This window comes from Ruegeria sp. CL5, from assembly GCF_056536485.1.
Genome location: NZ_JBQFPS010000001.1, coordinates 50,621 through 76,658, shown reverse-complemented (window position 1 = coordinate 76,658; position 26,038 = coordinate 50,621). Strand labels below are relative to the sequence as shown.

The following is a 26,038-nucleotide window of genomic DNA, read 5'->3' as shown; positions in this document are numbered from 1 at the left end:
TTGTTATGAGCGCACTCAACCAGATTATGGATCTCAGATCCCGTATGGGCCAATCGATCATTGGCCAGATCGAGGTGATTGATCGCCTGCTGATCGGTCTCTTGGCCAATGGTAACCTTTTGATCGAGGGCCTGCCTGGTCTGGCCAAGACACGCGCGGTCAAGGCAATGGCGAAGAATATGGATGCAAGCTTTAGCCGCATTCAGTTTACGCCGGACCTACTGCCTTCGGATGTGACTGGGACCGAAATTTTTCAGCAGACCGATGCAGGGGGTAAGTTCAAGTTCGAACCGGGACCGATTTTTGCGAACATCGTACTAGCGGATGAAATCAACCGTGCGCCCGCCAAGGTGCAGGCGGCGTTGCTGGAAGCGATGGAAGAACGGCAGGTCACTGTTTCAGGAACCACGCATAAAATGGATCCTCTGTTTATCGTTATGGCCACCCAGAACCCCATCGAACAGGAAGGTACCTACCCACTGCCCGAAGCACAGATGGATCGATTCCTGATGCATGTTCAAATCACTTACCCCCCCGTCGAAGACGAGGTTGAAGTTATTCGCCTGGTCCGGGGCGAAGATATCGCAGCCAACAAAGGTGGAGCGCGTGAAACTCCAGCTGCAATACCACAGGAAGCCATCTTTGCGGCAAGGTCAGAGATTGGTCAAATCCATGTGTCTGACGCGATGGATCGTTATATGGCCGACCTCGTGCAGGCGACGCGCACGCCCGAAGCTTTGAGCCCCGAACTCGCTAGTTGGATTGAGATCGGCGCCAGTCCACGCGCCTCACTGGCGTTGGACAAATGCGGGCGCGCCCATGCCTGGATGAACGAACGCGATTATGTTGATCCTGCAGACATCCGCGCCATTGCGCATGACGTATTTCGTCATCGCGTTACACTCAGTTTCGAAGCACAAGGATCGGGCAAATCCGCAGATGACGTAATCGCAGAACTCCTTCGCCTGGTGGCGCTTCCCTAATTGCTAAGGAAAACGGCTGCATGAACCAGACTGCGCCATATCCGAACGACCCACGCGTCCGTGTCGACGCGGACCATCTATTGCAATTGGGCCCCAGATCGCAGGCACTCAGCCTGTTACCGCGTCAACCCGCGCGTTCGATCCTGAATGGTCGTCACGCCTCGCGTTTGCGTGGTCGCGGCCTGAATTTTGAAGAATTGCGGGGCTATTTGCCGGGCGACGATATCCGAACCATCGACTGGAAGGTCACTGCACGCACCGGAAAGCCCCATGTTAGGGTCTACACCGAAGAACGTGATCGCCCTGCCCTGCTGTTGGTCGATCAGCGCATATCGATGTTCTTCGGAACAGAAGTCTATATGAAATCTGTCATCGCTGCCGAAGCCGCAGCAATTTCTGCGCATCGAATTCTTGGTCAAGGCGATCGTGTTGGAGGTCTCGTATTCAGCGATACAGACGTTGCCGAGCACAGACCACAGCGCCGCGCGGCAGCCCTTACGCGGTTCTTGTCCTCCATCGGAACAGCAAATTCCTGCTTGCATGCAGGTTTGACCCCACAGCCAACCGTGTTTCTGAATGACATGCTTTTTGAGGCAACCCGCATCACCCAAACCAGTGGACTAATTTGCCTGTTCTCAGACTGCGACGGGCTCGATGAAAGATCGGAGAATTTGTTGCGTCAACTGGCGTTCTCAAACGATTTGATCGTTTTCAATGTCGCGGATCCAACTGCAACGGCCCTCGCGCCGAACCTGAAGATGACGGTCTCTGATGGTAGCGAGCAGATTGAAATCGACGGATCCGACCCTGAGTTATCAGACAAAATTCGAAAATCCATGGAGGATAGGTTAGCACAACTGCACACTTGGTCCCGACGATATGGTTTTCCGGTAGTTCCTTTGACAACCTCGGAACCGGCTTTGGATCAGCTATTGCGCTTATTCGGGCACCGCGGAGGTCGGCGATGAGCATCGACACTACAGGAAAATCTCTGGTTGATCTGTTGGATATGCTCGAACCAGCGCCAGAACCTGAAGCTATTTCACTGATGCCTCAGACCTGGGGATGGGTCGTGGTCGCTGTCATCCTGCTGGCAATTTTTTCGGTTGCTACAGTCCTGATACTGCGGCACAGGCATGCGAACGCCTACAGGCGGTACGCGCTGGCAGAGCTCGCAGCGCCTGGCATCTCTGTGGCCAAGGTTGCCGAGATCCTTCGGCGTACTGCATTGGCCGCATATCCTCGCGAGCAGGTCGCAGGGATTCATGGCGAAGAATGGCTGAATTTTCTTTCCCAAACCATTGATAAAAATATTTTTAATTCTGAAAATTGCCGAGCGTTGGTTGAAGCCCCGTATAAAGACATACCGCCAAACCCCGCCGTCACGCAGCTTGCACGGCATTGGGTTAAAGCCCACAAGCCATATCGGAGAAAGTGATGTTTTCCTTCGCTGCTCCGTGGGTTTTTCTGCTACTTCCGCTTCCGGCGCTGGTCTATTTTTTTGCTCCACCCCATCGCGAAAAAAACACTTCAATTCGTATTCCCTTCTTTCGCCGCGTTGCGCAGGCCGCAGGCGTCGAGCCGAAATCCGGCTCAGTCATCCCAGTTCGATCCCGCCTTCAAACCGCAAGCGTCGTGTTAATCTGGATTTTGTTGGTTCTGTCGCTGGCTCGACCAGAACAGTTGGGTGATCCCATAGTGATTGAAAAATCTGCGCGGGACGTCGTCCTTGCCTTGGATATCTCGGGCTCGATGGATCAGCGCGATTTCAAATCCGAGACTGGCGGCCCGGTGCAGAGGCTGGAAGCAGTTAAAGATGTCCTAAAACAATTCATCGCCGAACGCGATGGTGACAGGATGGCCCTCATCATTTTTGGAACACGCGCGTTCATTCAAGCGCCGTTTACAGAAGATCTTAATAGTTTGAATGGCTTCCTGGATCAAACTCAAGTTGGCATGGCTGGACCGAACACTGCCCTGGGTGACGCAATCGGGCTTGGGATCAGAACATTCGAGTCCAGCGAAGTGGATCAACGCCTGATGATCGTACTAAGCGATGGGGCCGATACGTCCAGCCGTATGACGCCTGTAAACGCGTCGGCGATTGCCGCAAAAAAGAATGTGGTCATCTATACGATTGGTGTTGGAGACCCTAATGCTACGGGCGAAGATCGCGTGGACCTGCAAGCGTTAAAGGACATCGCGGATCGAACCGGTGGAGAATATTTCTTTGCAGATGATGCGTCAGCCCTCGCACAGACCTACGAGCGAATAGATCAGTTAAACCCCAGAATAGTAGAAACTCAAAGCTATCGCCCGACAAACAGCCTTGCCCATATTCCATTGGCGAGTGCGCTGATCGTTATTCTTATCAGCACAATCTGGTTCCATTTTGCCCAGCGGCGCAAGGAGGTTGCTCAATAATGGAACTTCCTGATTTCCATTTTATTCGAGGTTATTACCTTCTGTTTCTAATCCCAATTGTGGCGCTATGGTGGTTGATCAGACCCAAGCCTGCGGCCGAAACCAAGCTACCCTCAGGGATCGTTCCGCATCTGGCGACCGCATTGCAGCTTGGCAAGACTGAAACCCGTCGCATTCAACCAATTGATATTGCGATGGTCATCGCCACACTTGTTGCCCTCGCGGCCTCCGGTCCAACCTGGTCGCGTGCACCCAACCCGCTGATTGCAGATACCGCCCCGTTAGTGATCGCTCTAAAGGTCACCGACAGCATGGAGAACACGGATATTGCTCCTTCACGGTTGGACCGAGCACGGTTCAAGATCGCTGATCTGATTGATGAGCGCGCTGGAGCCCACACTGCCCTGATCGCTTATTCCGGAACGCCGCACCGAGTTGCTCCCCTAACCGAAGACGCCAACATTCTTCGCCCTCTGCTTGAAGGCTTAACGCCGGCTGTGATGCCAACCCCAGGCGACGCAGCGGCCGATGCTCTCGATTTAGCGCAATCCATACTGGATGAAAGTGAGAGCCCAGGGGCAGTGCTTTTTGTTTTGGATGACTTAGACCCGTCTCAGGTATCTGGGTTAAACACTTCGAATAACGACATTTTCTTTCTCACTATGCTGCCCAATGGTGAGCGAATTGTACAGCTAGGCAACATCCAAGGCGCATCCGTGGTAGCGTTTTCGGATGACGATCGGGACATCAGTCGTCTGCAGCGTCAAATCCAAACTGCCTACACTGCAGCTCTGGATGATGATGAACGTCTTGATTGGCAGGACAATGGCTGGATTTTGGCATGGCCTGCTGCGTTATTTTCACTTCTTTGGTTCAGAAAAGGCTGGGTGATCCGCTGGGCACTGTTGGCTTTGATGATGATACCACCATCAGGAGCTCGAGCCGAAGGATGGAAAGATTGGTTCCTTACGGCCGATCAGCAAGGTCAGATTGCAATGAATCAAAAGCGCTTTGCTGAAGCGGCGGAATTGTTTGAGGGCTCGTATCACAAGGGATATGCCTATCTCAGGGACGGTCAATATTCAGAGGCGTCCTCCATATTTGCAGGGCTGGACACACCGGAAGCCGCGTTTGCTGAAGGTATGGCACGAATACGGAACCGTGAGTATCGACCAGCCATATCCGCCTTCGAGACCGCCTTGGAACGGCGTCCTGAATGGCCCGAAGCGCAGCACAATCTCGAGGTGTCGAAAGCCATCCTTGATTACATTGAAACAACCCGCGAACAATCTGATACGGGCGAAGAGGCTGGCATCGGTGCGGACGACACAGTGTTCGACAATGATGCGGCCCGCGGTAACGAAACTACGGTTCAAGCTCCTAAAGAAGGGCCGCAAACCCTTTCGGCTGATCAATGGATCAGCTCGATAGATACCGACATGCAAGACTTTCTGCGCAACCGTTTTCTTCTTGAAAATCAGGAGCGTACAGAATGAGATACGTTACATTCTTTATTCTTTTTCTTGCTCTTCCAGTATTTGCGCAGAATACCGGTGCGACTGCCCCTCAGGTCTCGGTCGAAGTGCCTGATAAACCGGTCATTGTAGGGCAACCAGCGATCGTTCGAATCAAAGTTCTGGTGCCAACATTCATGCCACAACCTCCGGTGTTTCCCTCTTTAGAACAACAAAACCTCGTGGTTCGTCTTCCTGAACGTGCCTCTGGACCAATCAGCGAGACGGTGAACGGAGCGACCTGGTCCGGTGTGCAGCGCAGCTATCGCCTATATCCTCTGGCAGCAGGTCCGGTTGCGTTTGACTCGCAAGAGGTGGTTGTAACTTATGCCGATCCTCAAACCAACGATCCAATTCAGGTTTCGTTGGCGCTTCCGACTGTACAACTTAGCGCCGAGATTCCGGAAGGTGCTCGTGGTCTTGATCCGTTAATCATCGCAAACGGGTTTTTGCTCCAGCAGCAAATAGAAGGCACAACAGATATGCAGGCTGGTGACGCCATTACACGCGAATTGAGCGCGCAGATATCTGGCACGACGCCTCTTTTGATCCCAGTGCTCACACCTCACGAGCAAGACCCGTTGTTGCGCGCATATCCTAAGGAGCCGCGCATTACAGAAACCGAAGATCGAGGGGTGTTGTCCGGACAACGCATGGAGAAGACGGTTTATATTGCGCAAGAGGGTGGCCAGACAAAGTTGCCAGCTGTGTCAATCGATTGGTTTAACTTGCAATCCAAACAAATTGAAACGGCCTCGGTCCCAGCGACCGAGCTAACGCTGGCACCACCAAAATGGCAGCCGCCGGATATTGAAACCCTTGCAAAGGCTGCATTCTGGATCGCGATTGTTGTTTTGGCATTGTGGGCCACAGTGCGATCTCTTCGCCCACGCTATCAGAGCTGGAAAGACAAGCGACACAGTAGATACCTTGCCTCCGAGGAATACGCCGCCGAAGCTTTGAGAGCAGCATTGCGAGCACGGGATTTGTCTGCAGCTTATGAAGCTATAGAACTTTGGAAAGAGCGCAGCCTCCAACCAGAACGCGCCGCGCCCCTTGAGAGCAGCCTGACCCAGATAGGTGCTGAGCGGTATTCAAAGAAGAGCCAAATTGGTTTTGAGGATTGGAGTGTCGTCATGCGGAACCTGAATGCCCTGAATTACTCTAGTCGTCCCAAACCGGGTGTGTTGCCGCCACTTAATCCCTAGGCTTCAACTTTGGCAGCTTGCGATAAGTTTGCGCCTGTCGATCAGACGTAGTCGACCATATCCCAGCTCAACTAGGCCTAAACCTGAAAGTCGATGCAGGTTACGATGCAACGTTGGTTGAGACACTGCGACCATCGCAGCCAGCTCATCCTGCGATACAATAATCCAGCCGTCGGATTTCGAGGCACCCTCGTCCAAATGCAGCAGACGCAAGACAAGGCGCTTCTCCGATCCTGTAACTGCCAAGTTGGCCATAATCCTGAGGGCTGTTTTCATGTTTTCACGTGTTAACGCATAGAAATCGCGGACATATTCCGGATTCTCTTGCACCATTCTTTCCACCCGTGAACTGGGAAAAAACAATGTACGCGTCTGTTGGGCGGTCATCACGCTGACCAGTCTTTGCGCTTCGGCAAAAAGAGCAAGATCTCCAATCCAGAAACCTGCACCTTCCCGATGCACAACAAATTCTTGCCCGTCATCGGCGGGTGCCGTGATCTGAACAGACCCATCAAGCACAGCGTGAATACCATTTGCGGGGTCACCATGGTGATAGAGTGTTTCGCCTGGTTCAAACGTTCGGACAACCGCACAAGTCATCAGATCATTCTGAAATTTCGGCCCGCGTGCCCCAAACCAGTCGGTTTGAGTCAGGATCTGCATATCATCATCATTATCAAACATTTGTATCTTTCAAAATGATCATATGATAGGTTTTAGACACGTTTCATCGTTTAAAGTAGTTCTGTTCGATTCCCGGTCCATTACATATTTTTTCTTCCGGTAATCAACAGTTTGCACGCGGCTATCGAGTTCAATTTAGCCGCTGCCTCTAAAACTAAATTTGCTGGGCCATTAAGGCTCGTTTAATCAGGAGCACCCTATGTCACCTCCACAAATGATTGCAGATAGCTGGCGCAAATCGATGCGCAAGTTCGCAGTGGCAACCGTTGCTGTTGCGCTTGCACTGCCCGCCTGGGCGCAGGATCAAAAACCTAATATTCTTGTGATATGGGGCGATGACATTGGGCAATCGAATATCTCAGCCTACACCATGGGCCTCATGGGATATCAGACACCCAATATCGATCGCGTGGCCAATGAGGGCATGATCTTCACCGATTACTATGGTGAGCAATCCTGCACTGCTGGTCGCTCATCCTATATCATGGGACAGTCCGTGTTCCGGACAGGCCTGTCGAAGGTCGGTCTTCCGGGGGCTGATCTTGGCATGCAGGTCGAAGACCCAACCATACCTGGTTTGTTGAAAGACCACGGTTATGTCACTGGTCAGTTTGGCAAAAACCATCTTGGAGACAAGGATGAGCACCTGCCAACAAACCACGGTTTTGATGAGTTTTTTGGCAATCTCTATCACTTGAATGCTGAAGAAGAACCAGAAAACGAGGACTATCCGGGTGACCGGGTATTGGCTGATGGCCGCACCTTCCGCGAGGCGTATGGGCCGCGCGGCGTTATCAAATCAAAGTCAGATGGTACGATCGAAGACACGGGACCATTGACCCGCAAACGCATGGAAACTGTTGATGACGAAACCGTGGCGGCGGCGATTGATTTCATCAAGCGGGCACATGAGCAAGGGCAACCCTTCTATGTCTGGTGGAATGGTACCCGCATGCATTTCCGTACCCACGTCAAAGACGAGATGCGCGCAAAAGCCAATGAAATCTCAGGTCGCGTTGCGGATGAATACACCGCGGGCATGATCGAACATGATATGCATGTGGGTCAGCTGCTGGATCTGCTGGACGAGCTTGGCATCGCCGACAATACCATAGTTCACTATTCCACAGACAACGGTCCGCACATGAACACATGGCCCGATGCGGCCGCAACGCCGTTCTGGGGTGAAAAGAACACCAACTGGGAAGGCGGATGGCGCGTTCCCTCGATGGTCCGCTGGCCCGGTCAGATCGAAGCCGGATCTGTCACCAACGAGATCGTGCACCACATGGACTGGTTGCCAACATACCTCGCGGTCGCCGGTGATCCCGAAATTAAGGACAAGTTGAAGGCAGGTTATAGCTCGTCTGGTATGGGGCGCGAATACAAGGTGCACCTGGATGGCTATAACATCCTGCCTCTGTTGACTGGTGAGACTGCCGAAAGTCCTCGCAAAGAGATTTTCTATTTCTCGGATGACGGAGACCTAACGGCGCTGCGCTTCGAAGACTGGAAGCTAATATTCCTGGAGCAGAAAGCCTGGGCAACTCTGAGGGCCTGGATCGAACCTTGGACCGAGCTGCGCATACCCTTGATCGTCAACCTGCGCCGTGATCCGTATGAACGGGCCTACCGGACCTCTAACACCTATTACGATTGGCTGTTGGACCGAGCCTATTTCCTAGTTCCAGCGCAGCAGTATGTTGGTAGTTTCCTGAGCACATTCCAGGAATTCCCACCACGTCAGAAAGCGGCCAGCTTCAACTTGGATCAGGTTATGGAGAAGCTAACAACACCGACCAACAATTAGGCCTTGAATGTAACTCTTAGGGTCGCCCTCTACAGGGCGGCCTTTTTCCTTTTTGAAAATGTCGAGAGTCATATGCGATACGCCGCTCTAGCTGCCGTGCTCAGCTGCACCCCCCTCACACTGTTCGCAGACCCACTTCCGAGTTGGAACGATTCTGATTCAAAAAATACGATTATTGAGTTCATAGGCAACGTCACAGATCCAGGAGGTCCGAACTATGTCACCCCCGCCGACCGGATCGCGGTGTTTGACAATGACGGCACGCTCTGGGCCGAACAACCGGTCTATTTTCAGTTCATTTTTGCCATGGACCAACTGGCAGAGCTTGCTGAACAAGACCCATCGATCTTATCGACCCCAGCCCTGAAAGCGGCCGCCGAGGGTGATCTGCAAACCATTCTTGAAGGCGGGCACGACGCTCTGATCGAAGTGGTTAACGCGTCGCATTCCGGCAGCAGCGTAGAAGTTTTCCAGGCGTCGGTCGCCGATTGGCTCGATACTGCACGACACCCGAAGACCGATCTGCCTTACGACCAGATGACCTATCAGCCGATGGTCGAGCTGTTGCGCTATCTGCGGGATGAAGATTTCAAAACATACATCGTCTCGGGCGGTGGGCTGCACTTCATGCGCGTCTTCGCGGAAGAGGCATATGGCATTCCCCCAGAACAAATTCTGGGCACCTACGGTGAGACCACCTATGACAGCGTTAACGGCACCCCAGTGATAAATAAGGCTCCTGGCATAGCCTTCATCGATGATAAAGAAGGCAAGCCGATCAATATCGAACGCACCATCGGAAAGCGCCCGATATTCGCTGCAGGAAACTCGGACGGCGATTTTGCTATGCTTGAGTGGACCACTTCAGGAGACGGGCCCCGGCTCGGTGTTTTGATCCATCATACGGATGCTGCCCGCGAGTGGGCCTATGACCGTGAAAGCCCGATCGGGCGTCTTGTCGACGGGTTGGATAAAGGCCCTGATATGGGGTGGGTCATCGTTGATATGGCCAATGACTGGTCGCGCATCTACACTGGGGCCAACTAAACAAACCGGATCATTGCGCGCCCATGTGGACATTGCTCGTTTCGTTTTTTCTGTTTGCTCTCTATTGCCTAGCGGTCGTCTTTGCCGTGCGCGCTGCGCAAACGGCGCGTACACCTCAGGGTGCAGTTGGGTGGGTGGTTTTCCTGCTGTCTGCGCCGGTGTTTGGCGTTCCGTTCTATCTGTTTCTGGGGCACCACCGCTTCAAAGGCTATCGCATCGCGCGACAGGAAAGCGAACGTGTGGTGGAAGGGATCAAAACCTTTGCCGACTACTCGAAACCTGATCCTAAGACGCTGCGCATCAATCCGCGGCCATTCGAGGCTCTGGCCCACCTACCCGTCTCACGCGGCAACGGAGCCGAATTACTGATTGATGGTGATGCCACTTTTCAGTCAATACTGGACGCAATCGACGGGGCAGAGAATTATGTCCTGATCCAATTCTACATCGTGCGCGATGATGAGCTGGGGCGCAAAGTACAAGATCGGCTGATTGCAGCGGTCAAACGCGGCGTTCATGTTCGGTTTATGACTGATGCCGTAGGCAGCTATGGCCTGCCGTCGAGCTATCTAGAAACACTGCGCGGGTCGGGTGTGGATGTGGCTGATCCGCGCGAACAGCGCGGGCCGAACTTCCGCTTTCAACTCAATTATCGCAACCATCGAAAGACCGTGATCATTGACGGTGAGACAGGCTTCATCGGCGGCCACAACGTTGGTGTAGAGTATCTGGGGCAAAGCCCTCGGTTCGGGCGTTGGCGGGACACGCATATTAAGATGACCGGTCATGTTGTGCGGCAGTTGCAACTAATCTTTACCGAAGATTGGCACTGGGCACGCAACGAAGACCTGATCGATAAGCTCGATTGGGCAGGCAGCGAATCTGAACAGGATATGAACGCGTTGCTGGTCGCTACTGGTCCGGGCGATGATACCGAAACCGGCGCGATGATGTTCTTTTCTGCCATCACCGAGGCCAAGGAACGGCTTTGGATCGCCTCACCTTATTTTGTGCCCGATATCGACATCATGACCGCGTTGCAGCACGCGGCGTTGCGTGGCGTAGATGTGCGGATTCTCGTGCCGGATGTCATCGACCATCGCCTGCCCTGGCTAGCGGCATTTGCCTATTTCGATGAAATTCGCGACTGCGGTGCACGTGTGTTTCGCTATACCGATGGATTTATGCATCAGAAAGTGTTTGTCGTTGACGATACACTGGCAGCTGTTGGTACCACCAATCTGGACAACCGGTCTTTCCGCCTGAACTTTGAGGCGATGGCGCTGTTTTTTGATCCCCGCGCGGCAGGCGCTGTATCTGACATGCTGGAAACCGATTTTCATTCTAGCTACGAGTTGACACGCGACTTGCCCCAGCAGCCGTTTCATATCCGGTTTTTTGCGCCGCTCGCACGGCTGTTTGCACCCATCCTCTAGTTCAGGAACCGTTCTTCAAACACCCGCGTCATCAGGGCGACGAGGAATGCCGTAGACAGCCCAAATGCCAGTAGTCCAGTAACCGAGGCGAATGCGCCGAAAATACGCAAGCCTTCGCCCAATACGATGTCTCCGTAACCCAGCGTCGTGAAAGTCACCAACGAGAAATAGAGGGCCGAATTCCAATCCGGCAGCACATCGCCCCACACCCATACAATCGCCCAGATCCAAACTTGTACCGTATGGGTAAGCACAATGAACACGAGCGCAACGCTGATCGGGCCCGCGGTTGCCAGGATCGTGCTCCGGGTCTCCCATCTTTCGACGAGTTTGCGGATGACCAGAACGCACCATGTCAGCAGCATGATTTCGATCAGAAAACAAATACCTAAGTAAAAGCTGCCCCAAATAATCTGCTGCGACAATGTCATATAGATGGCCTTTGTTCCGATTGCAGCCAGCATGGAACTTTCGCGCGCGCTGGACAACCCCGCCCTCAAGGTGCGGGGCTGCGGCGAATAGAACCGATCTCTGCTCTGGACACTGTTTCGTTGCGCTGCACATTGTGACAGAACGAATGAGTGTTCAAATGTTGCTATCGATTGATCACGTCCAAAAATCCTATCCCGGCGGACGCCCGGTCCTAAATGATGTCTCGCTGACCTTGGAACAAGGCCAGACCCTGGCGCTGACCGGGGAAAGCGGCAGCGGCAAAAGCACTTTGCTGCACTTGGTTGCCGCTTTGGATGGGTTCGATGGCGGGGAAATCACTCTGGATGGAAGGCCCATGTCGTCTCTGAATGACATTGAGCGTGCTGCCTTGCGCCGAAATACGCTGTCGTTGGTGTTCCAGCAGTTTAATCTGATCCCGTCGCTGACCATCGCTCAAAACCTCTCAATCCACGCGCGGCTTGCTGAACGTGAGGACCCAGAGTGGATCGAGCATCTGACCAAGCGTCTTGGACTGGCCGATCTGCGGAACCGCTACCCTGAACATCTATCGGGTGGGCAGCAACAGCGCGTTGCCATCGGGCGGGCCATGGCGATCCGGCCGCGATTACTGCTGGCCGATGAACCGACGGGTAATCTGGATGAGACAGCAAGCGCGGTAGTGTTGGATCTGATGCTTTCATTGGTGGCCGATACAGGGGCCGCCCTCTTGCTGGTCACCCACTCGAACGAGATCGCCAGCAGACTGGACCGTCGTGCCAATTTGACGGGCGGACGGATCGAATGACACGCGCTGCAGTCCAGGCATTGCTGTCCCATTGGCGGGCGCATCCATTGCAGTTGCTGACCCTTCTGACCGGCATCGCGCTGGCGACCTGCCTCTGGTCGGCGGTACAAGCGATCAACGCCGAGGCGCGTGCCAGTTATGAGCGCGCCAGCGCACAGCTTGCGATTGGACAGTTTGACGAGCTGCGCGCGACCGGGTCCATGATCCCTCTGAAGCGATATACGGAACTCAGGCGCGCAGGCTGGCAGGTTGCCGCGGTGCTCGAGGGCACACTGCGCGTAAATGGCCGTTCAATACGCCTAATGGGCGTGGATATGGTCGCTTATCCTGCCCTGCCCGCCATTATGCAACTCGAGCAAAGCACCAATGCGCCAGATCCGGCTGATATGCTGACAGCTCCGGGACGGCTCCTGATGTCGCCTCAACTTTCGCAGGTATTTCAATCCGCTGACCGATTTCCACCAATTCTTACCAGCGGCGCGCTACCGCCTGATCTGGCCCTGACAGATATCGGAGTAGCCGAGCAACTGCTCAACCGCCCCAATCAAATATCCCGACTGATAATTTTGCCGGATCAGCCTCGCAAATTGCCACCTCTGTCGGAAATCGCACCTGAACTGCAGCGTATTGCACCATCTTCACAATTGGATACCACCCAACTCACCGACAGTTTTCACTTGAACCTGACCGCTTTTGGTCTGCTGTCATTCGCAGTTGGTTTGTTCATCGTCCACGGTACCGTCGGCCTAGCTTTCGCGCAGAGACGCGGCACAATCCGAACATTGCGGGCCTTGGGTCTTCCAATGCGGAACCTGATCGGGATTGTTCTGGGTGAACTTTTATTGCTGGCTCTGATCGGAGGCCTATTCGGGCTTGTGCTAGGATATTTCCTGGCCGGTGCGCTTCTTCCAGACGTTGCTTCAACCTTGCGCGGCCTCTACGGAGCACCAATCGACGGGCAAATGTCACTGCGCCCTCAATGGGTCGCCGCAGGTCTTGCCATGGCAACAGGTGGCACTCTGGCTGCAAGCGGGCAAGCGCTCTGGCGGCTTTCCCGCATGCCCATACTCGCCGGACCCGGCTTGCAGGCCTGGGGAGGCGGAAAGATATCTGCCTGGATTTCTGGCGGATTCGGATTTGCTTTGATTGCTTTGGGCATCATTGCCTACATTACTTTCGGCGGTCTTATTGCCGGATTTACACTGCTCGCCGGAGTATTGACCGGGGCTGCATTGGTACTGCCACTTTTCATTTCGGCTGTGTTGGGCCTATTGATCCAAAAGGCAAAAGCGCCGGTCACACAATGGGTTCTTGCCGATATGCGCGCGCAACTGCCCGGGCTTTCCTTGGCGCTAATGGCCCTATTGCTGGCGCTGGCGGCAAATATCGGAGTTGGAACCATGGTTTCCAGTTTCCGCCTGACCTTCACCGGATGGCTGGATCAACGTCTAACTTCGGAGCTTTACGTGACCGCTGCGGATGAAACCCAAGCTGAGGCGATTACCCAATGGCTTGCACCAAGAACTTCAGCAATCCTTCCGATCCGCAGTACCGAGATACCGCACGAAACCGGACCGCTTTTCCTGTATGGGATCGTCGATCACCAAAGCTATCGCCAAAACTGGCCACTGATCGCTAAAGAACCTGATGTCTGGGACAGCGTCCTGAACCGGGGCGCAATTCTGATCAACGAACAACTTGCCCGCCGTGCGAATTTGTGGCCGGGAGATACGGTCGCGATCACGCCAGAGCACGTTCTGACCATAAGCGGGGTCTATTCCGACTACGGGAACCCAACCGGACAGGCGATCGTATCAATGCCAATGTTGGATCGGATAGCTCCGGATACGGAAACCCGGCGCTTTGGAATCCGCATTGCGCCAGAGAAAGCCACGGAGTTGGCGCAAGCGTTGCGTGCCCAGTTTGAACTGTCGCCCACGGCCGTGGTGCAACAAGCTGCCATGAAGGCCCGGTCGCTTTCTATCTTTGAGAAAACCTTTGTCATCACCTCAGCCCTGAACGTGCTGACCTTAGGCGTCGCAGGATTTGCGATCTTGACCAGTTTGCTGACGTTGTGGACCCAACGCTTGCCGCAGGTCGCGCCGGTTTGGGCGTTGGGTCTGACACGTTCGAAACTTGCCCAGCTGGAACTTTTGCGCAGCGCTCTGCTTGCTGCTTTAACTGCCTGTCTGGCTTTGCCACTTGGGCTGATATTGGCCTGGGTATTGTTGGCCGTGATCAACGTACAGGCATTCGGTTGGCGTTTGCCTATGCGTCTGTTTCCGGGTGATTGGCTGGCGCTGTTTCTGCTGACATTGATTGCCGCGACTCTTGCCGCCGCTTGGCCTGCCTGGCGATTACTCCGCCTACCACCTGCGGCTTTGCTACAGGTTTTTGCCAATGAACGTTAGAGCTTTCTTCCTATTCTTAATGTTTCCCATAGCCAGTTGGGCACAAAGCTATGCCGGGTTGGGAGGTAATGCCGAAGGGTTTGCGCGGCCTGAAGCAGGTTACCAATTCCAGTTCCCGAAAGATCACGGCCCGCACCCTTCTTACCGGATAGAATGGTGGTATCTGACTGCAAATCTCAAAGACGCAGAAGGCAATGACTATGGTGTTCAATGGACTTTATTCCGGTCGGCCCTGAAACCAACTGAGATAGAGGGCTGGCAGAGCCCTCAGATCTGGATGGGTCACGCAGCAGTAACAACATCAGACACGCACTATTTCGCGGAACGGCTATCCCGTGGAGGTATCGGACAGGCCGGTGTCACCGACCAACCTTTCGAAGCCTGGATCGACGAGTGGCATATGCGTGGAGGCGATTTGACCCAATTGAGTCTAAGCGCGTCAGGATCAGACTTTGGTTACGACCTAAGCCTACAAGCGCAAGGCCCATTGGTGTTCCACGGCGACAGGGGTTATTCCGTGAAATCTGCCGATGGGCAGGCCAGCTACTATTATTCACAGCCATTCTACACAGTAGAAGGTATCCTTCACCTACCAGATCAAGACATCAAAGTGACTGGACAGGGCTGGCTGGACCGCGAATGGTCCTCGCAACCATTGGCCGAAGATCAACGCGGTTGGGACTGGTTTTCGCTCAGCTTTGACAGCGGCGACAAATTGATGGCGTTTCGCCTGCGCGGGGAACGTGGGGAATTCACCGCTGCCACATGGATCGAGGCGGATGGGCAAACAACATCTCTGCCGGACGGTTCGGTACTATTGACGCCACTAGAAACAAACCGCGTCGCTCAACGCGATATACCTACCGGATGGCAAATATCACTGCCTGAGAAAGGTGTTGATGTTGTTGCATCGGCCCTAACGCCCAAAGCCTGGATGGGGACTCGGTTCGAGTATTGGGAAGGCCCAGTCACGATCTCTGGCAGCCATTTAGGACGGGGGTATCTGGAAATGACCGGGTACTGAATATGAAGCGACCACCCTTGAAGATCTGTTGAGATGCCCATGGAGAGCATTTGATACTCAAACCAATACGGCGAATACCGAACAAAATAAGATATTTACCGAAAACTCAATAGATTCGATTTTCTGAACGTCTAACCAGTCACCGAATAATGTATCTTGATATCGCCAAATTACCGACTAGCGCAGGAATGCGAGGTTTCTCTGTGACAAAACAAAATCGCCAAAAAGAAAAAACAGCAGGCCGGTTCCCCTAACCTACTGTTTTTACTTTGGTACCCAAGGCCGGACTCGAACCGGCACGGTATCACTACCGGGGGATTTTGAATCCCCTGCGTCTACCATTCCGCCACTTGGGCCACGAACAATGGATTAGCGCTCATGCGCAGGAAGGTCCAGAGGCAAAAAACAACCAGAGCATCGATTGTTTCGGCAACGGAGGTTGACGGTCAGGCAGGTGCGTGGTTTGCCTTGCAACAACAGTTATCAGGACAACAGTTCTTTATGTTACGACCACTTTATGACTGGACCCTTCGTCTGGCCGAACATCCTCATGCGCTGTGGGCACTGGCCATTGTGGCCTTTGTTGAAAGCTCCTTCTTTCCGATTCCACCCGACGTCCTGATGATTCCGATGATCATCGCGAGACCATCGCGCGCCTGGCTGATCGCCACCGTTGCCTTGGTGGCATCTGTGTTGGGCGGAATGCTGGGTTACGCCATCGGAGCATTCTTCTACGAGAGCCTCGGGCAGCCAATTCTCGAAGCCATGGGCAAGGCCCACGCGATGGAAGAATTTAACACCCGCTTCAACGATTTCGGTTTCTGGGCCGTGCTCGCAGCCGGGGTAACTCCGTTCCCCTATAAGGTCATCACAATCATGTCCGGTTGGACCGGGATGCCGCTGGGGACTTTCATTGCCACTTCGATTCTGGCACGCGCATTGCGGTTCTTCCTTGTTGCCGGACTGCTGTGGAAATTTGGTGAGCCAATCCGCGATTTCATCGAAAAGCGGTTGGGTCTGATGTTCACCTTGTTCATCGTGCTGCTGTTTGGTGGCTTCCTTGTTGTGAAATACCTATGACCAAGAAAACGCTCATACTTATTGCAACCACAGGTTCGGCCGCCCTATTGCTAGGTGCTTGGGGGTTTCAATACATCGGCGGGTTTGCGCCATGCAAAATGTGCATCTGGCAACGCTATCCGCACGGCGTGGCGATCGTTCTTGGTGTGCTCGCATTCACATTTCCGGGCATTCGACCATTGCCCCTGTTGGGAGCCCTTGCGGCAGCCACAACCGCAGGGGTCGGGTTCTATCATGCGGGTGTCGAACAAGGCTGGTGGGAAGGCCCATCAACATGCACTTCTGGTGATATTGGAGGCCTCAGCGCCGAAGAACTGATGAACCAGATCATGTCCGCCCCATTAGTGCGCTGTGATGAAATTCCATGGGAAATGTTCGGGATATCAATGGCCGGTTGGAATGGATTGATCTCGGCGGGTCTGGTCCTGGTCTGGATCGCAGCTTGGCGCGTGCGTTAGGTGTTATTGCTGATCCAATTCGGCATCCCAGTACAGGAAATCAATCCAGCTATCATGCAGATGGTTAGGTGGAAACTTACGGCCAATATTTCTAAGGGCTTCAGCGTCCGGCTGACGCGGCGGTTTGCTCAGAGACATTCTGGCCTGCCGAAGCGACTTTGACCCCTTACGCAGATTGCATGGGCTGCAGGCTGCCACGACGTTCTGCCAACTGGTCACACCTCCGGCAGCGCGCGGGACGACGTGATCAAAGGTCAGTTCTCCGCGGCTTCCGCAGTACTGGCATTTGAATTCGTCCCTCAAAAATAAATTAAAGCGCGTGAAGGCCACGCGCTTTCTGGGTTTTACATAATCTTTCAGGACAACGACCGAAGGTATTCGAATTTCGGTGCTCGGGCTTCGGACGACCTCGTCGTACTCGGCCACAATATCCACCCTGTCCAACCAGGCCGCCTTGATCGCCTCTTGCCACGGCCACAGGGATAACGGGTAATACGAAAGCGGGCGATAATCGGCGTTCAGAACCAATGCCGGATGATGCCTTAGCGCACCGGGTTCCCTGACAAATTCGGTCCTGAAGTCTCCATCCATAACAGAATCGCTCCTCGCTCTGTACTGCCCGTTTGTGACATCAGAGCGGGGAACACCCGCCCCGGCCTTAACTTAACTATATATCGTGTTAAAACTCTGACAAGTCCCGATTTTACACAACATCTCGAGTAATGCTTAGGCCGATTCCGTAACAGATAAGTAACATTTATCCACAGGTTGCGCTGCCGTGGTCCGGGCGGTATGGCGGGGGCATGTCCTGGTTTATCCGCTTTAACAAACCTTATGATGTGTTGCCGCAGTTCACAGACCGCGCCAATGCGGATTCACCTCGCAGCACGCTGTCGGATTTCATCGATCTGCCCGGCGTCTATCCTGCCGGGCGTTTGGATCGGGACAGCGAAGGTTTGATGCTGCTGACCGACAATGGGAAGTTGCAGGCACAGATATCCGATCCCAAGCACAAGATGGCCAAGATCTACTGGGTTCAAGTCGAGGGTATCCCGGATGGGGCCGTGCTGAAGGCACTGCGCGATGGGATTGAGCTAAAGGACGGGCTGACACGCCCTGCCAAGGCGCGTCTGATTGACGAGCCCGAAGGCTTATGGCCCCGAAACCCACCGATTCGTGTCCGCCAGACCGTACCGGACAGTTGGGTCGAACTGACCATACGCGAGGGCCGCAATCGTCAAGTTCGCCGGATGACCGCGGCAGTCGGACATCCAACCCTGCGCCTGATCCGTGCACGGATCGGCGACTGGTTTCTGGACGGCCTCGACCCCGGTCGGTGGGAAAGCCTGCCGATGCCATCAATAAGTGCAGCGCCAGCGCGCAAACGCGACCGACGTCCGCGTCGATGACAAAAACTGCGTGATGTGATATACTTACGGCATGAAAGTTACACCAGACATTCCTGCCCCGTCGGCGATCCTTGAAGCCGCACTTTATGTCGACGATCTGGACGCGGCCGAGGATTTCTACGGTCAAATACTGGGCCTCGAAAAGATTCAACGCGCAACCAACCGCCATGTCTTCTATCGGATCGGCGGGTCAGTCCTGTTGTTGTTCATTGCCGACGAGACCGAGAAACCGCCGAGCAACCCGGAACTTCCGGTCCCACCACATGGCGCTCGCGGCGCCGGTCACGTATGTCTTGTCCTCACCCGCGACGAGATCGCAGTGATGCGCAAGCACCTGTTGGACTGGAACATCCCTATCGACGCCGAATTTGACTGGCGCAATGGGGCCTTGTCGCTGTATGTGCGAGACCCGGCGGGCAATTCGGTCGAGTTCTCAGAAGGTTGGTTGTGGGACTGACCGGCTAGCGCAGCGGCTGCTTTTCGCCCCCGATCACGCGGTAGATCTCGCTTGAGGTCACGCCGACCTCACCCAATTCAGCCTGAAACGCGGCCATATGCGGGGTCGCAAAGTGGGCTTCCAGCGCAGTCTGATCCTGCCACTCTTCATAAACCCGAAACCGGGTCGCATGGCCCAGAACTTGGCTGAACTCATAGATCATGCATCCTGGCTCTTTCAGGGTTTCCGCGACCATTTTTTGCGCAGCAACCGAGGCTTTTTCGACGCCTTCTTCGGCAACTTCCACAATACCTGTCACGATCAGCATCAAATGCTCCTTTAGTAGACGCCCAGAGATCAGAGGCTGAGCTTATCCCGCATGAAGGCCAGTGCAACACTCAAGCCATCCGGAGCGATCCCGTGGCCGGTGCCTTTCATCACATGGGCGTAGACCTCTTTGAAACCAGCGGCCTGCAACGCCTCAGCCGCCTCAGGCAGCGATTGCGGCGGCACCACATCATCGGCATCGCCATGCACCAGCAGCACCGGCATCCGACTGACGGTTTCGTCCGGCAACAAGTCAGGTTCCAACAACCGACCCGAGAATGCGACAATTCCGGCCACAGGATCTTCACGGCGCGGGGCGACATACAGGCTCATCATCGTACCCTGGCTGAAACCGAACAGCACAACCTGTTCGGGCAGGACATCCTCGTCAACCATCAGCGCGTCGAGGAACGCGTTGAAATCCTCGACGGCCATTTCCATACCACGGCGGGCCTCTTCTTCGGACGAGCCATCAATCCACGGAATCGGAAACCATTGAAACCCATTGGGCATACCTGGGATCTGTTCCGGCGCGTCGGGTGACACGAACAGAGTATCCGGCAGATGTTCCCCCAGCGGATCGGCCAGCCCCAAAAGGTCAGCCCCATTGGCGCCATAACCATGAACGAACACAACGACCGAGCGTGTATCCCCCGAAACCGGCTCTTTTCGTAGCGCATTCAAAACTCGTGTCATCTGATCCCTTCTCTGTCTTTTGCGACCCGGTAATAGGCCCACAGCACCCGGGCCGCAACCGATCGCCAGGGCGTCCATGCTTCAGCCATCTGACGTAACTCTTTGTCTTTTGGTCGTTCTGGCAGGTCGTAAAGAATTCGAGCCGCTTCTTGCAACGCCAGATCACCCGGCGCAATCACGTCAGCGCGACCAAGCGAAAACATGGCATAAATCTCGGCGGTCCAGACACCGATTCCCGGTACCTCGGTCAGAATTGCGACCACCTCGTCATCCGGGGCATCACGAAGTGCTTTGTAGTCGATCCGCGCTTCGGCCAAGGCTCGGGCATAACGGATTTTCTGACGGCTGAGACCCACCGCCCGCAGATCATCATCCGTGGCCCAAATAATCTTGCGCGGGCCGGTCAGTTTTGCCTCCTGCAACCGCTTCCAGATCGCGTTTGCCGAGGCCACGCTGACCTGTTGGCTGACAATGGCGCTGAGCAGTTGGGCAAACCCGTCAGGCTTGCGCCTAAGCGGCAGAGGGCCGGTTTGCTCCATCGCATAGGCCATACGGGGGCAGGCCCCTGCCAGCCATTCGGCCCCTTCACTCACGCAATCCGGGGTTTCGATGATGCGTCCGACGGACATGCGCTCTCCGATAAGTGATCCTCGTCCGCACGTTAGGCGGATGTGCCGCATATGCAAGCCGCTTGTGCCTAGTCTCAATCGTAGATAACCATTCGCCCATGACAATGATCACTGCCACCCCCGACGACAGTCAGGCCAAACGAAACGTCGCCGTTCTGGTGGCGGCCCAGGCGATCTTGGGTGCGCAGATGCCGATCATGTTCATTGTCGGCGGATTGGCCGGGCAATCGCTGGCCAGCAACGCCTGCCTCGCGACGCTGCCGATTTCACTGATCGTTCTGGGTTCGATGCTGGCGGCCACGCCGATCTCGGCCATCATGCAACGCTGGGGACGCCGCGCAGGGTTCCTTGTAGGCTCCACAGCGGGTGCTACCGGTGGCATTATCGGGGCTTACGGCCTCTATCTCGGCTCATTCCCTGTGTTCCTTGTTGGCAGCTTCCTGACCGGCATCTATATGAGCGCACATGGCTTCTATCGCTTTGCGGCAGCCGACACCGCTTCTGATGCGTTCCGGCCCAAGGCAATTTCTTACGTCATGGCCGGGGGGCTTGCGGCGGCCATCATTGGCCCACAGATCGTAAAGCTGACCTCGCAAGCCTATGTGATCCCGTTTCTGGGCACCTATTTGGCTGTGATTGCAATCAACGTACTGGGTTCTGCCCTTTTCTTCGTTCTTGATATTCCCACTCCACCCAAGCCTACCGAGGATGAACCCAAGGGCCGCACGCGGCTGGAGCTGCTAAAAACCCCGCGTATCGCAGTGGCGATCATCTGCGCGATGGTTTCTTACGCGCTTATGAACCTTGTGATGACATCGACACCGTTGGCTGTTGTCGGATGCGGATATACCGAAGGTGATGCCGCGGATATCGTAACCAGCCACGTACTGGCGATGTATATTCCCAGCTTTTTCACCGGCCACCTAATTGCAAGATTTGGCGTTGAAAAGATCGTGGCCCTTGGTCTGGCCATCCTCGGCGGCGCGGGCCTTGTTGCCCTGCAGGGTGTAGATCTGGGTAACTTTTTCGTCGCCCTCATCCTGCTGGGAATCGGCTGGAACTTTGGATTCATCGGCGCCACCAGCATGCTCGCCGACTCGCACGAAGTGCACGAGCGCGGGCGGATGCAGGGCCTGAACGACCTTATGGTCTTTGGCGGCGTCACCTTTGCGTCGTTGGCGTCGGGTGGGCTGATGAATTGCTCGGGCGGCTCAGCGGTTGAGGGCTGGACAGCCGTAAACCTTGCCATGATCCCGCTGCTGACACTGGCAGGAGGCGCACTGTTGTGGCTAGTGCTGAGGCCGTCAGACCCTCAAACTGCCTGACTTACCAGCGCCCTGTCGCGGCTGTCTTCATCAAAGAAAACCGACGGCGAATTTCGCCCTGCGCTAAGGCACCCGCAGCCACACGTTCTGGCCGTGCCAAGGCCGCCTGCAGCACCCATTCTGTCTGCCACCCTGCAAAGAGTGCAGGCCGTGCTGCCGCCGATATTTCGCCACGCGCAGATCGCGCACGCGCCAGCCGGTCCAACGCTTTCTGCGCCAAGGTCCGAACACCATCCTGTGTGCCGTCTAACAATGGGATACGACCTCGCGACTCGAGCTCGGGAATAGCACGCATCCAATTCGCAATCCCGGCCGCATAACCAAAATTTCGAAGAACAGTCTCATCCGACGCACCCAAAGCCTGCGCCGACACCACCATCAACGATCCGGCGCTGTGGTCGATATAGGAGTCAAAATGCTCCTCATCCTCAAACGGATCGCGGTATATATCCCAACGCCTTACGGCGACATATTCATCCAATTGCGCCGCCAGATGCGGTGAGAGAATACGCGACAACGGCGTGACAACTTCGTGCCGACGAACGGATGGACCTTCGGCAATCTCCTGCAAGGCATCGCGCCACCATTGCAGCCGCATTTCAGCGATCATGCTATCCTGCGTCACCCACGGCGCGCGCGCCACTTCGACGTTCAGCGCATAGATCGGGAACAGGACAGCCCGTGCCTCGACCGGTGCGGCCATGGACGCCATAAAGCGATCGGGATCGGCCCGATGCACCAGCGCTGCACAAGCCTTGATGTCGTCGTCGAACTCCACCTTATTCGGCTGCCGCGGACTGCGGAGCGCAATCGTTCACCAGTTTCCACTGGATCGCGTCCAATAGCGCCTCGAACGAGGCATCGATTATGTTCGCGCTGACACCGACAGTGGACCAGCGCCGTCCCTGCCCGTCTTCGCTGTCGATGATCACGCGAGTCACCGCCTCGGTCCCGCCTTGAGTGATGCGCACCTTGAAGTCGACCAGCCGCATATCCGACAGTATCTGCGAATATTGCCCCAAATCCTTGGCCAAAGCCTTTGCCAGCGCGTTCACCGGACCACGGTCACTGCCGCTTTCATCCAGCGACTCACTGACCGACAGCTTCTTCTCGCCATCCACTTTCACAACAACAACCGCCTCTGACAGGCTAACCATCTTGTTGTATTTGTTCTTCCGGCGCTCAACGGTCACCTTGTAGCGCTTGACCTCAAAGAACTCGGGCAATTGCCCCAACTCATCCCGCGCCAACAGCTCGAAACTGGCCTGCGCGGTGTCATAGGAATAGCCCTCGGCCTCGCGCAGTTTGATCCGCTCAAGGATACGCCCTAACGCTGGATCACCCGCTTCGACCGACAACCCGGCATCGGTCAGACGTTTGCGCAGATTCGATTGCCCGGCCTGGTTAGACATCGGAATGATGCGCGCATTCCCGACGCTTGCTGGATCAATATGCTCATAGGTCGTTGGGTCCTTGAGGATCGCACTGGCATGCAGCCCGGCCTTATGCGCAAAAGCAGACGCGCCGACATAAGCACTCTGCTTGCTGGGCACGCGGTTCAGGATATCATCTAACATCCGGCTGATGCGCGTCAGCCCGGCTAGAGCCTCGGGCTTTACGCCAATCTCATAGCGCAAGGCATAGGGTTCTTTCATCATCAGTGTCGGAATCAAAGCGGTCAGGTTGGCGTTACCGCAACGCTCTCCCAACCCGTTCAGAGTGCCCTGAATCTGGCGCGCACCCGCGTCGACGGCAGCCAGAGAACAGGCCACTGCGTTTTCGGTATCATTGTGGGTGTGAATGCCCAATCGGTCCCCCGGCAGACCGGCCGCAATCACCTCTGACACGATCCGCCCGACCTCGGCGGGCAACGCGCCGCCATTGGTATCGCACAAGACGATCCACCGTGCACCGGCGTCAAGCGCTGCACGACAGACCTCAACCGCATATTCCGGGTTGTCCTTATAGCCATCAAAGAAATGCTCAGCATCGAACAAGGCCTCACGCCCCTGCGCCACGATATGCGCGACCGAAGCCCTTACGTTCTCAGTGTTTTCCTCCAACGAGATGCCAAGCGCGTGAGTCACATGGTAATCATGTGACTTTCCCACCAGACAAACGGCTGGCGTTCCGGCATTCATGACGGCCGCCAAAACGTCATCATTCTCTGCCGACCGACCAGAGCGTTTGGTCATCCCAAACGCGGTCATACGGGCCGAGGTCTTGGGAGCGCTCTCAAAAAACGCACTGTCGGTCGGGTTCGCCCCGGGCCAACCCCCTTCGATATAATCGAGACCTAACGAATCCAACGCTTGCGCGATCTGTACCTTCTCGGCAGTCGAAAACTGCACGCCTTGCGTCTGCTGCCCATCCCGCAGCGTTGTGTCATAGAGGTAAAGGCGTTCCTTGGTCATTCGACCCCCTCCAGCTTGGTGGCATCAAACCCGGCGCCGGGTACCAACTCCACACCATCTTTGCTCATCCGAACCTCAAGCCCTGCAGCGATATATGCTGCCTTCAGGCGATCTACCTCAGAGAAGTCCTTGCTCTGCATCGCAAACGCTCGCGCTTCGGCCAGTTTTTCTGCATGAGATGACAGATCAGCTGAAGCGGTCTCGGCCCAAGCGCCCATATCATCCACCAACAGGCCGACCACCTGCGCACTTGCCAACAGTGATGCGGCCTCGCCCTCGGCCGCGAGCCGATGGAGTTCCGCGATTGCACCTGCCGTGTTCAGATCATCCGAAAGCGCATCGATGACCGCAGGTGCCGCGGTGGTGGCGGGCTCGATACCCGCCGTCAGCGCCCGCCACTTGCGTAACGTCGCCTCGGCCACACGCGCCTTCTTCTCGGTCCAGTCCATTGGCTTACGATAGTGTGTCTGAAGGAATACAAACCGGATCACTTCACCCGGCACACCTTGCTCCAACAGGTCATGCACAGTGAAGAAATTGCCCAGCGACTTGGACATCTTCTTGCCCTCGACCTGCAGCATCTCATTATGCATCCAAACGCGGGCGAATTCACCATGCGGATGGGCGCATTTGCTCTGAGCAATCTCATTTTCATGATGCGGGAACATCAGATCGTTGCCGCCGCCATGAATATCAAAGCTCTCGCCCAACAGCTCATAGCTCATAGCCGAGCATTCAATATGCCAACCCGGACGCCCGCGTCCCCAAGGACTGTCCCAGCCAGGCAACTCATCGGTCGAAGGCTTCCACAGCACGAAATCCATCGGGTTTTTCTTGTAAGGCGCGACTTCAACCCGCGCACCGGCAATCATGTCATCGACCGAGCGGCCAGACAGCCTACCATAATCTTCTTTCCAACTGCCCACCGCAAACAGGACATGACCCTCGGCAGCATAGGCATGCCCTTTGGCAATCAGGTCCTCAATCATTGCGACCATCTGCGCGATATATTCCGTGGCGCGCGGCATTGCATTCGGCTCCATCGCCCCAAGCGCGCCCATATCATGCAAGTACCAGCCTATGGTCTCGTCCGAGCGCTCCTGAACCAACTGCTCCAGCGTACCTTCTGCTCCGGCCTGTTTGCGCGCCAAAGCAGTGGCGTTGATCTTGTCGTCCACATCGGTGAAATTGCGCACATAGGTCACGTGATCCGCACCATAAGCGTGCCGCAGCAAACGATAGAGCACGTCGAACACCACCACGGGCCGCGCATTCCCAAGATGGGCGCGGTCATAAACCGTCGGACCACAGACATACATCCGCACATTGCTTGGATCGATCGGCACGAAATCCTCTTTCGTCCGTGTCCTTGTGTTGTGCAGTTTGATCGTCGTCATCGGGTCGTGCTCCTGAAACAGCATGTTCGTCACGCGTTGGCGCGGGCTTAGCAACTTGTCTCAGGGATGAAAACGAAAGAAACCGGCCC

Annotated in this window: 26 protein-coding genes and 1 tRNA gene; 17 read left to right on the top strand and 10 right to left on the bottom strand. The window is 55.3% G+C overall.

The genetic code is table 11. The features are described 5' to 3' along the window. The first annotated feature begins 5 nt into the window (after nt 1–5). Genes ACR0IU_RS00375 through ACR0IU_RS00350 form a run of 6 tightly spaced genes read left to right on the top strand, consistent with a single transcriptional unit; the run spans nt 6 to nt 6,129 of the window. Nucleotides 6–983, top strand: a complete 978-nt coding sequence (locus tag ACR0IU_RS00375; protein WP_480714867.1) for an AAA family ATPase — start codon at nt 6–8, stop codon at nt 981–983. A 20-nt stretch (nt 984–1,003) separates the two neighbouring features. After that, nucleotides 1,004–1,951, top strand: coding sequence for a DUF58 domain-containing protein (locus tag ACR0IU_RS00370; RefSeq protein ID WP_480714866.1), 948 nt, complete (start codon nt 1,004–1,006; stop codon nt 1,949–1,951). Further along, on the top strand, nt 1,948–2,421 hold the full coding sequence (locus tag ACR0IU_RS00365) for a DUF4381 domain-containing protein (protein WP_480714865.1): 474 nt from the start codon (nt 1,948–1,950) through the stop codon (nt 2,419–2,421). The genes ACR0IU_RS00370 and ACR0IU_RS00365 overlap by 4 nt, the downstream gene beginning before the upstream one ends. Beyond that, on the top strand, nt 2,421–3,407 hold the full coding sequence (locus ACR0IU_RS00360) for a vWA domain-containing protein (RefSeq protein WP_480714864.1): 987 nt from the start codon (nt 2,421–2,423) through the stop codon (nt 3,405–3,407). Before ACR0IU_RS00365 ends, ACR0IU_RS00360 begins: the two co-directional genes overlap by 1 nt. Further along, nucleotides 3,407–4,903 (top strand): VWA domain-containing protein, encoded by a 1,497-nt coding sequence (locus ACR0IU_RS00355; protein ID WP_480714863.1) that lies wholly within the window; start codon nt 3,407–3,409, stop codon nt 4,901–4,903. Before ACR0IU_RS00360 ends, ACR0IU_RS00355 begins: the two co-directional genes overlap by 1 nt. Beyond that, nucleotides 4,900–6,129, top strand: coding sequence for a hypothetical protein (locus ACR0IU_RS00350; protein ID WP_480714862.1), 1,230 nt, complete (start codon nt 4,900–4,902; stop codon nt 6,127–6,129). The genes ACR0IU_RS00355 and ACR0IU_RS00350 overlap by 4 nt, the downstream gene beginning before the upstream one ends. A gap of 3 nt (nt 6,130–6,132) precedes the next feature. On the opposite strand, the gene ACR0IU_RS00345 is transcribed toward ACR0IU_RS00350, so the two are convergent. Beyond that, on the bottom strand, nt 6,133–6,813 hold the full coding sequence (locus ACR0IU_RS00345) for a Crp/Fnr family transcriptional regulator (protein WP_480714861.1): 681 nt from the start codon (nt 6,811–6,813) through the stop codon (nt 6,133–6,135). A gap of 241 nt (nt 6,814–7,054) precedes the next feature. On the opposite strand from ACR0IU_RS00345, the gene ACR0IU_RS00340 reads away from it, so the two are divergent. From ACR0IU_RS00340 to cls, 3 genes are all read left to right on the top strand, one after another. Beyond that, nucleotides 7,055–8,623, top strand: coding sequence for an arylsulfatase (locus tag ACR0IU_RS00340; RefSeq protein ID WP_037321012.1), 1,569 nt, complete (start codon nt 7,055–7,057; stop codon nt 8,621–8,623). 72 nt (nt 8,624–8,695) lie between these two features. Then, nucleotides 8,696–9,670, top strand: coding sequence for an HAD family hydrolase (locus tag ACR0IU_RS00335; protein WP_480714860.1), 975 nt, complete (start codon nt 8,696–8,698; stop codon nt 9,668–9,670). A gap of 23 nt (nt 9,671–9,693) precedes the next feature. Then, entirely contained in the window at nt 9,694–11,106 is a 1,413-nt protein-coding gene (cls, locus tag ACR0IU_RS00330) for a cardiolipin synthase (RefSeq protein WP_480714859.1), read from the top strand. Here cls and ACR0IU_RS00325 read toward each other — a convergent pair. Next, nucleotides 11,103–11,537, bottom strand: coding sequence for a potassium channel family protein (locus tag ACR0IU_RS00325; RefSeq protein ID WP_170540417.1), 435 nt, complete (start codon nt 11,535–11,537; stop codon nt 11,103–11,105). The two genes, cls and ACR0IU_RS00325, sit on opposite strands and share 4 nt — an antisense overlap. Nucleotides 11,538–11,695: 158 nt before the next feature. Here ACR0IU_RS00325 and ACR0IU_RS00320 point away from each other — a divergent pair, with 158 nt between their 5' ends. The 3 genes from ACR0IU_RS00320 to ACR0IU_RS00310 are packed head-to-tail and all read left to right on the top strand — an operon-like array spanning nt 11,696 to nt 15,778. After that, nucleotides 11,696–12,343, top strand: a complete 648-nt coding sequence (locus ACR0IU_RS00320; protein ID WP_480714858.1) for an ABC transporter ATP-binding protein — start codon at nt 11,696–11,698, stop codon at nt 12,341–12,343. Beyond that, nucleotides 12,340–14,754, top strand: coding sequence for an FtsX-like permease family protein (locus ACR0IU_RS00315; RefSeq protein ID WP_480714857.1), 2,415 nt, complete (start codon nt 12,340–12,342; stop codon nt 14,752–14,754). Before ACR0IU_RS00320 ends, ACR0IU_RS00315 begins: the two co-directional genes overlap by 4 nt. Then, on the top strand, nt 14,744–15,778 hold the full coding sequence (locus tag ACR0IU_RS00310; protein WP_480714856.1) for a lipocalin-like domain-containing protein: 1,035 nt from the start codon (nt 14,744–14,746) through the stop codon (nt 15,776–15,778). Before ACR0IU_RS00315 ends, ACR0IU_RS00310 begins: the two co-directional genes overlap by 11 nt. A 270-nt stretch (nt 15,779–16,048) precedes the next feature. On the opposite strand, the gene ACR0IU_RS00305 is transcribed toward ACR0IU_RS00310, so the two are convergent. After that, nucleotides 16,049–16,134 (bottom strand) — tRNA-Leu (locus ACR0IU_RS00305). Nucleotides 16,135–16,279: 145 nt separating this feature from the next. Between ACR0IU_RS00305 and ACR0IU_RS00300 the strand changes: the two genes are divergently transcribed. Together ACR0IU_RS00300 and ACR0IU_RS00295 are read left to right on the top strand one after the other, a co-directional pair. After that, nucleotides 16,280–16,858: a YqaA family protein gene (locus ACR0IU_RS00300; protein WP_170470517.1), complete on the top strand. Its 579-nt coding sequence runs from the start codon at nt 16,280–16,282 to the stop codon at nt 16,856–16,858. Then, nucleotides 16,855–17,316: a disulfide bond formation protein B gene (locus ACR0IU_RS00295; RefSeq protein ID WP_480714855.1), complete on the top strand. Its 462-nt coding sequence runs from the start codon at nt 16,855–16,857 to the stop codon at nt 17,314–17,316. The genes ACR0IU_RS00300 and ACR0IU_RS00295 overlap by 4 nt, the downstream gene beginning before the upstream one ends. A gap of 3 nt (nt 17,317–17,319) precedes the next feature. On the opposite strand, the gene ACR0IU_RS00290 is transcribed toward ACR0IU_RS00295, so the two are convergent. Then, on the bottom strand, nt 17,320–17,907 hold the full coding sequence (locus ACR0IU_RS00290) for an HNH endonuclease (protein ID WP_010440254.1): 588 nt from the start codon (nt 17,905–17,907) through the stop codon (nt 17,320–17,322). A 212-nt stretch (nt 17,908–18,119) separates the two neighbouring features. Between ACR0IU_RS00290 and ACR0IU_RS00285 the strand changes: the two genes are divergently transcribed. Together ACR0IU_RS00285 and ACR0IU_RS00280 are read left to right on the top strand one after the other, a co-directional pair. After that, the gene (locus ACR0IU_RS00285; RefSeq protein WP_480714854.1) at nt 18,120–18,725 is read left to right on the top strand and encodes an rRNA large subunit pseudouridine synthase E; all 606 of its coding nucleotides are present in this window, start codon (nt 18,120–18,122) and stop codon (nt 18,723–18,725) included. 31 nt (nt 18,726–18,756) lie between these two features. Further along, entirely contained in the window at nt 18,757–19,182 is a 426-nt protein-coding gene (locus ACR0IU_RS00280; RefSeq protein ID WP_480714853.1) for a VOC family protein, read from the top strand. Nucleotides 19,183–19,186: 4 nt separating this feature from the next. Here ACR0IU_RS00280 and ACR0IU_RS00275 read toward each other — a convergent pair whose 3' ends face one another. From ACR0IU_RS00275 to ACR0IU_RS00265, 3 genes are read right to left on the bottom strand one after another with little or no spacing between them, the layout of a single operon-like run. Then, the gene (locus ACR0IU_RS00275; protein ID WP_170774106.1) at nt 19,187–19,489 is read right to left on the bottom strand and encodes a putative quinol monooxygenase; all 303 of its coding nucleotides are present in this window, start codon (nt 19,487–19,489) and stop codon (nt 19,187–19,189) included. A 29-nt stretch (nt 19,490–19,518) separates the two neighbouring features. Continuing rightward, nucleotides 19,519–20,184, bottom strand: a complete 666-nt coding sequence (locus ACR0IU_RS00270; RefSeq protein WP_010440258.1) for an alpha/beta hydrolase — start codon at nt 20,182–20,184, stop codon at nt 19,519–19,521. Next, a complete protein-coding gene (locus ACR0IU_RS00265; protein ID WP_480714852.1) occupies nt 20,181–20,813 on the bottom strand; it encodes a DNA-3-methyladenine glycosylase family protein in 633 nt (210 codons plus the stop codon). The genes ACR0IU_RS00270 and ACR0IU_RS00265 overlap by 4 nt, the downstream gene beginning before the upstream one ends. Before the next feature lie 98 nt (nt 20,814–20,911). On the opposite strand from ACR0IU_RS00265, the gene ACR0IU_RS00260 reads away from it, so the two are divergent. Then, nucleotides 20,912–22,138, top strand: a complete 1,227-nt coding sequence (locus ACR0IU_RS00260) for an MFS transporter (RefSeq protein WP_480714851.1) — start codon at nt 20,912–20,914, stop codon at nt 22,136–22,138. Between the two features lies 1 nt (nt 22,139). On the opposite strand, the gene ACR0IU_RS00255 is transcribed toward ACR0IU_RS00260, so the two are convergent. Genes ACR0IU_RS00255 through cysS form a run of 3 tightly spaced genes read right to left on the bottom strand, consistent with a single transcriptional unit; the run spans nt 22,140 to nt 25,949 of the window. Then, on the bottom strand, nt 22,140–22,916 hold the full coding sequence (locus tag ACR0IU_RS00255) for a squalene/phytoene synthase family protein (protein WP_480714850.1): 777 nt from the start codon (nt 22,914–22,916) through the stop codon (nt 22,140–22,142). Between the two features lies 1 nt (nt 22,917). Further along, nucleotides 22,918–24,552 carry a citramalate synthase gene (gene cimA / locus ACR0IU_RS00250; RefSeq protein WP_480714849.1) on the bottom strand — a complete coding sequence of 545 codons (1,635 nt, stop codon included), beginning with the start codon at nt 24,550–24,552 and terminating at the stop codon, nt 22,918–22,920. Beyond that, nucleotides 24,549–25,949 carry a cysteine--tRNA ligase gene (gene cysS, locus ACR0IU_RS00245; protein ID WP_480714848.1) on the bottom strand — a complete coding sequence of 467 codons (1,401 nt, stop codon included), beginning with the start codon at nt 25,947–25,949 and terminating at the stop codon, nt 24,549–24,551. The genes cimA and cysS overlap by 4 nt, the downstream gene beginning before the upstream one ends. Between the last annotated feature and the right edge of the window lie 89 nt (nt 25,950–26,038).

Excerpts from the sequence above, each read along its gene's own strand:
- ACR0IU_RS00375 (WP_480714867.1), top strand. The coding sequence starts at position 6 with ATGAGCGCACTCAACCAGATTATGGATCTCAGATCCCGTATGGGCCAA.
- ACR0IU_RS00370 (WP_480714866.1), top strand. The coding sequence starts at position 1,004 with ATGAACCAGACTGCGCCATATCCGAACGACCCACGCGTCCGTGTCGAC.
- ACR0IU_RS00365 (WP_480714865.1), top strand. The coding sequence starts at position 1,948 with ATGAGCATCGACACTACAGGAAAATCTCTGGTTGATCTGTTGGATATG.
- ACR0IU_RS00360 (WP_480714864.1), top strand. The coding sequence starts at position 2,421 with ATGTTTTCCTTCGCTGCTCCGTGGGTTTTTCTGCTACTTCCGCTTCCG.
- ACR0IU_RS00355 (WP_480714863.1), top strand. The coding sequence starts at position 3,407 with ATGGAACTTCCTGATTTCCATTTTATTCGAGGTTATTACCTTCTGTTT.
- ACR0IU_RS00350 (WP_480714862.1), top strand. The coding sequence starts at position 4,900 with ATGAGATACGTTACATTCTTTATTCTTTTTCTTGCTCTTCCAGTATTT.
- ACR0IU_RS00345 (WP_480714861.1), bottom strand. The coding sequence starts at position 6,813 with ATGTTTGATAATGATGATGATATGCAGATCCTGACTCAAACCGACTGG.
- ACR0IU_RS00340 (WP_037321012.1), top strand. The coding sequence starts at position 7,055 with ATGCGCAAGTTCGCAGTGGCAACCGTTGCTGTTGCGCTTGCACTGCCC.
- ACR0IU_RS00335 (WP_480714860.1), top strand. The coding sequence starts at position 8,696 with ATGCGATACGCCGCTCTAGCTGCCGTGCTCAGCTGCACCCCCCTCACA.
- cls (WP_480714859.1), top strand. The coding sequence starts at position 9,694 with ATGTGGACATTGCTCGTTTCGTTTTTTCTGTTTGCTCTCTATTGCCTA.
- ACR0IU_RS00325 (WP_170540417.1), bottom strand. The coding sequence starts at position 11,537 with ATGACATTGTCGCAGCAGATTATTTGGGGCAGCTTTTACTTAGGTATT.
- ACR0IU_RS00320 (WP_480714858.1), top strand. The coding sequence starts at position 11,696 with ATGTTGCTATCGATTGATCACGTCCAAAAATCCTATCCCGGCGGACGC.
- ACR0IU_RS00315 (WP_480714857.1), top strand. The coding sequence starts at position 12,340 with ATGACACGCGCTGCAGTCCAGGCATTGCTGTCCCATTGGCGGGCGCAT.
- ACR0IU_RS00310 (WP_480714856.1), top strand. The coding sequence starts at position 14,744 with ATGAACGTTAGAGCTTTCTTCCTATTCTTAATGTTTCCCATAGCCAGT.
- ACR0IU_RS00300 (WP_170470517.1), top strand. The coding sequence starts at position 16,280 with ATGTTACGACCACTTTATGACTGGACCCTTCGTCTGGCCGAACATCCT.
- ACR0IU_RS00295 (WP_480714855.1), top strand. The coding sequence starts at position 16,855 with ATGACCAAGAAAACGCTCATACTTATTGCAACCACAGGTTCGGCCGCC.
- ACR0IU_RS00290 (WP_010440254.1), bottom strand. The coding sequence starts at position 17,907 with ATGGATGGAGACTTCAGGACCGAATTTGTCAGGGAACCCGGTGCGCTA.
- ACR0IU_RS00285 (WP_480714854.1), top strand. The coding sequence starts at position 18,120 with ATGTCCTGGTTTATCCGCTTTAACAAACCTTATGATGTGTTGCCGCAG.
- ACR0IU_RS00280 (WP_480714853.1), top strand. The coding sequence starts at position 18,757 with ATGAAAGTTACACCAGACATTCCTGCCCCGTCGGCGATCCTTGAAGCC.
- ACR0IU_RS00275 (WP_170774106.1), bottom strand. The coding sequence starts at position 19,489 with ATGCTGATCGTGACAGGTATTGTGGAAGTTGCCGAAGAAGGCGTCGAA.
- ACR0IU_RS00270 (WP_010440258.1), bottom strand. The coding sequence starts at position 20,184 with ATGACACGAGTTTTGAATGCGCTACGAAAAGAGCCGGTTTCGGGGGAT.
- ACR0IU_RS00265 (WP_480714852.1), bottom strand. The coding sequence starts at position 20,813 with ATGTCCGTCGGACGCATCATCGAAACCCCGGATTGCGTGAGTGAAGGG.
- ACR0IU_RS00260 (WP_480714851.1), top strand. The coding sequence starts at position 20,912 with ATGACAATGATCACTGCCACCCCCGACGACAGTCAGGCCAAACGAAAC.
- cimA (WP_480714849.1), bottom strand. The coding sequence starts at position 24,552 with ATGACCAAGGAACGCCTTTACCTCTATGACACAACGCTGCGGGATGGG.
- cysS (WP_480714848.1), bottom strand. The coding sequence starts at position 25,949 with ATGACGACGATCAAACTGCACAACACAAGGACACGGACGAAAGAGGAT.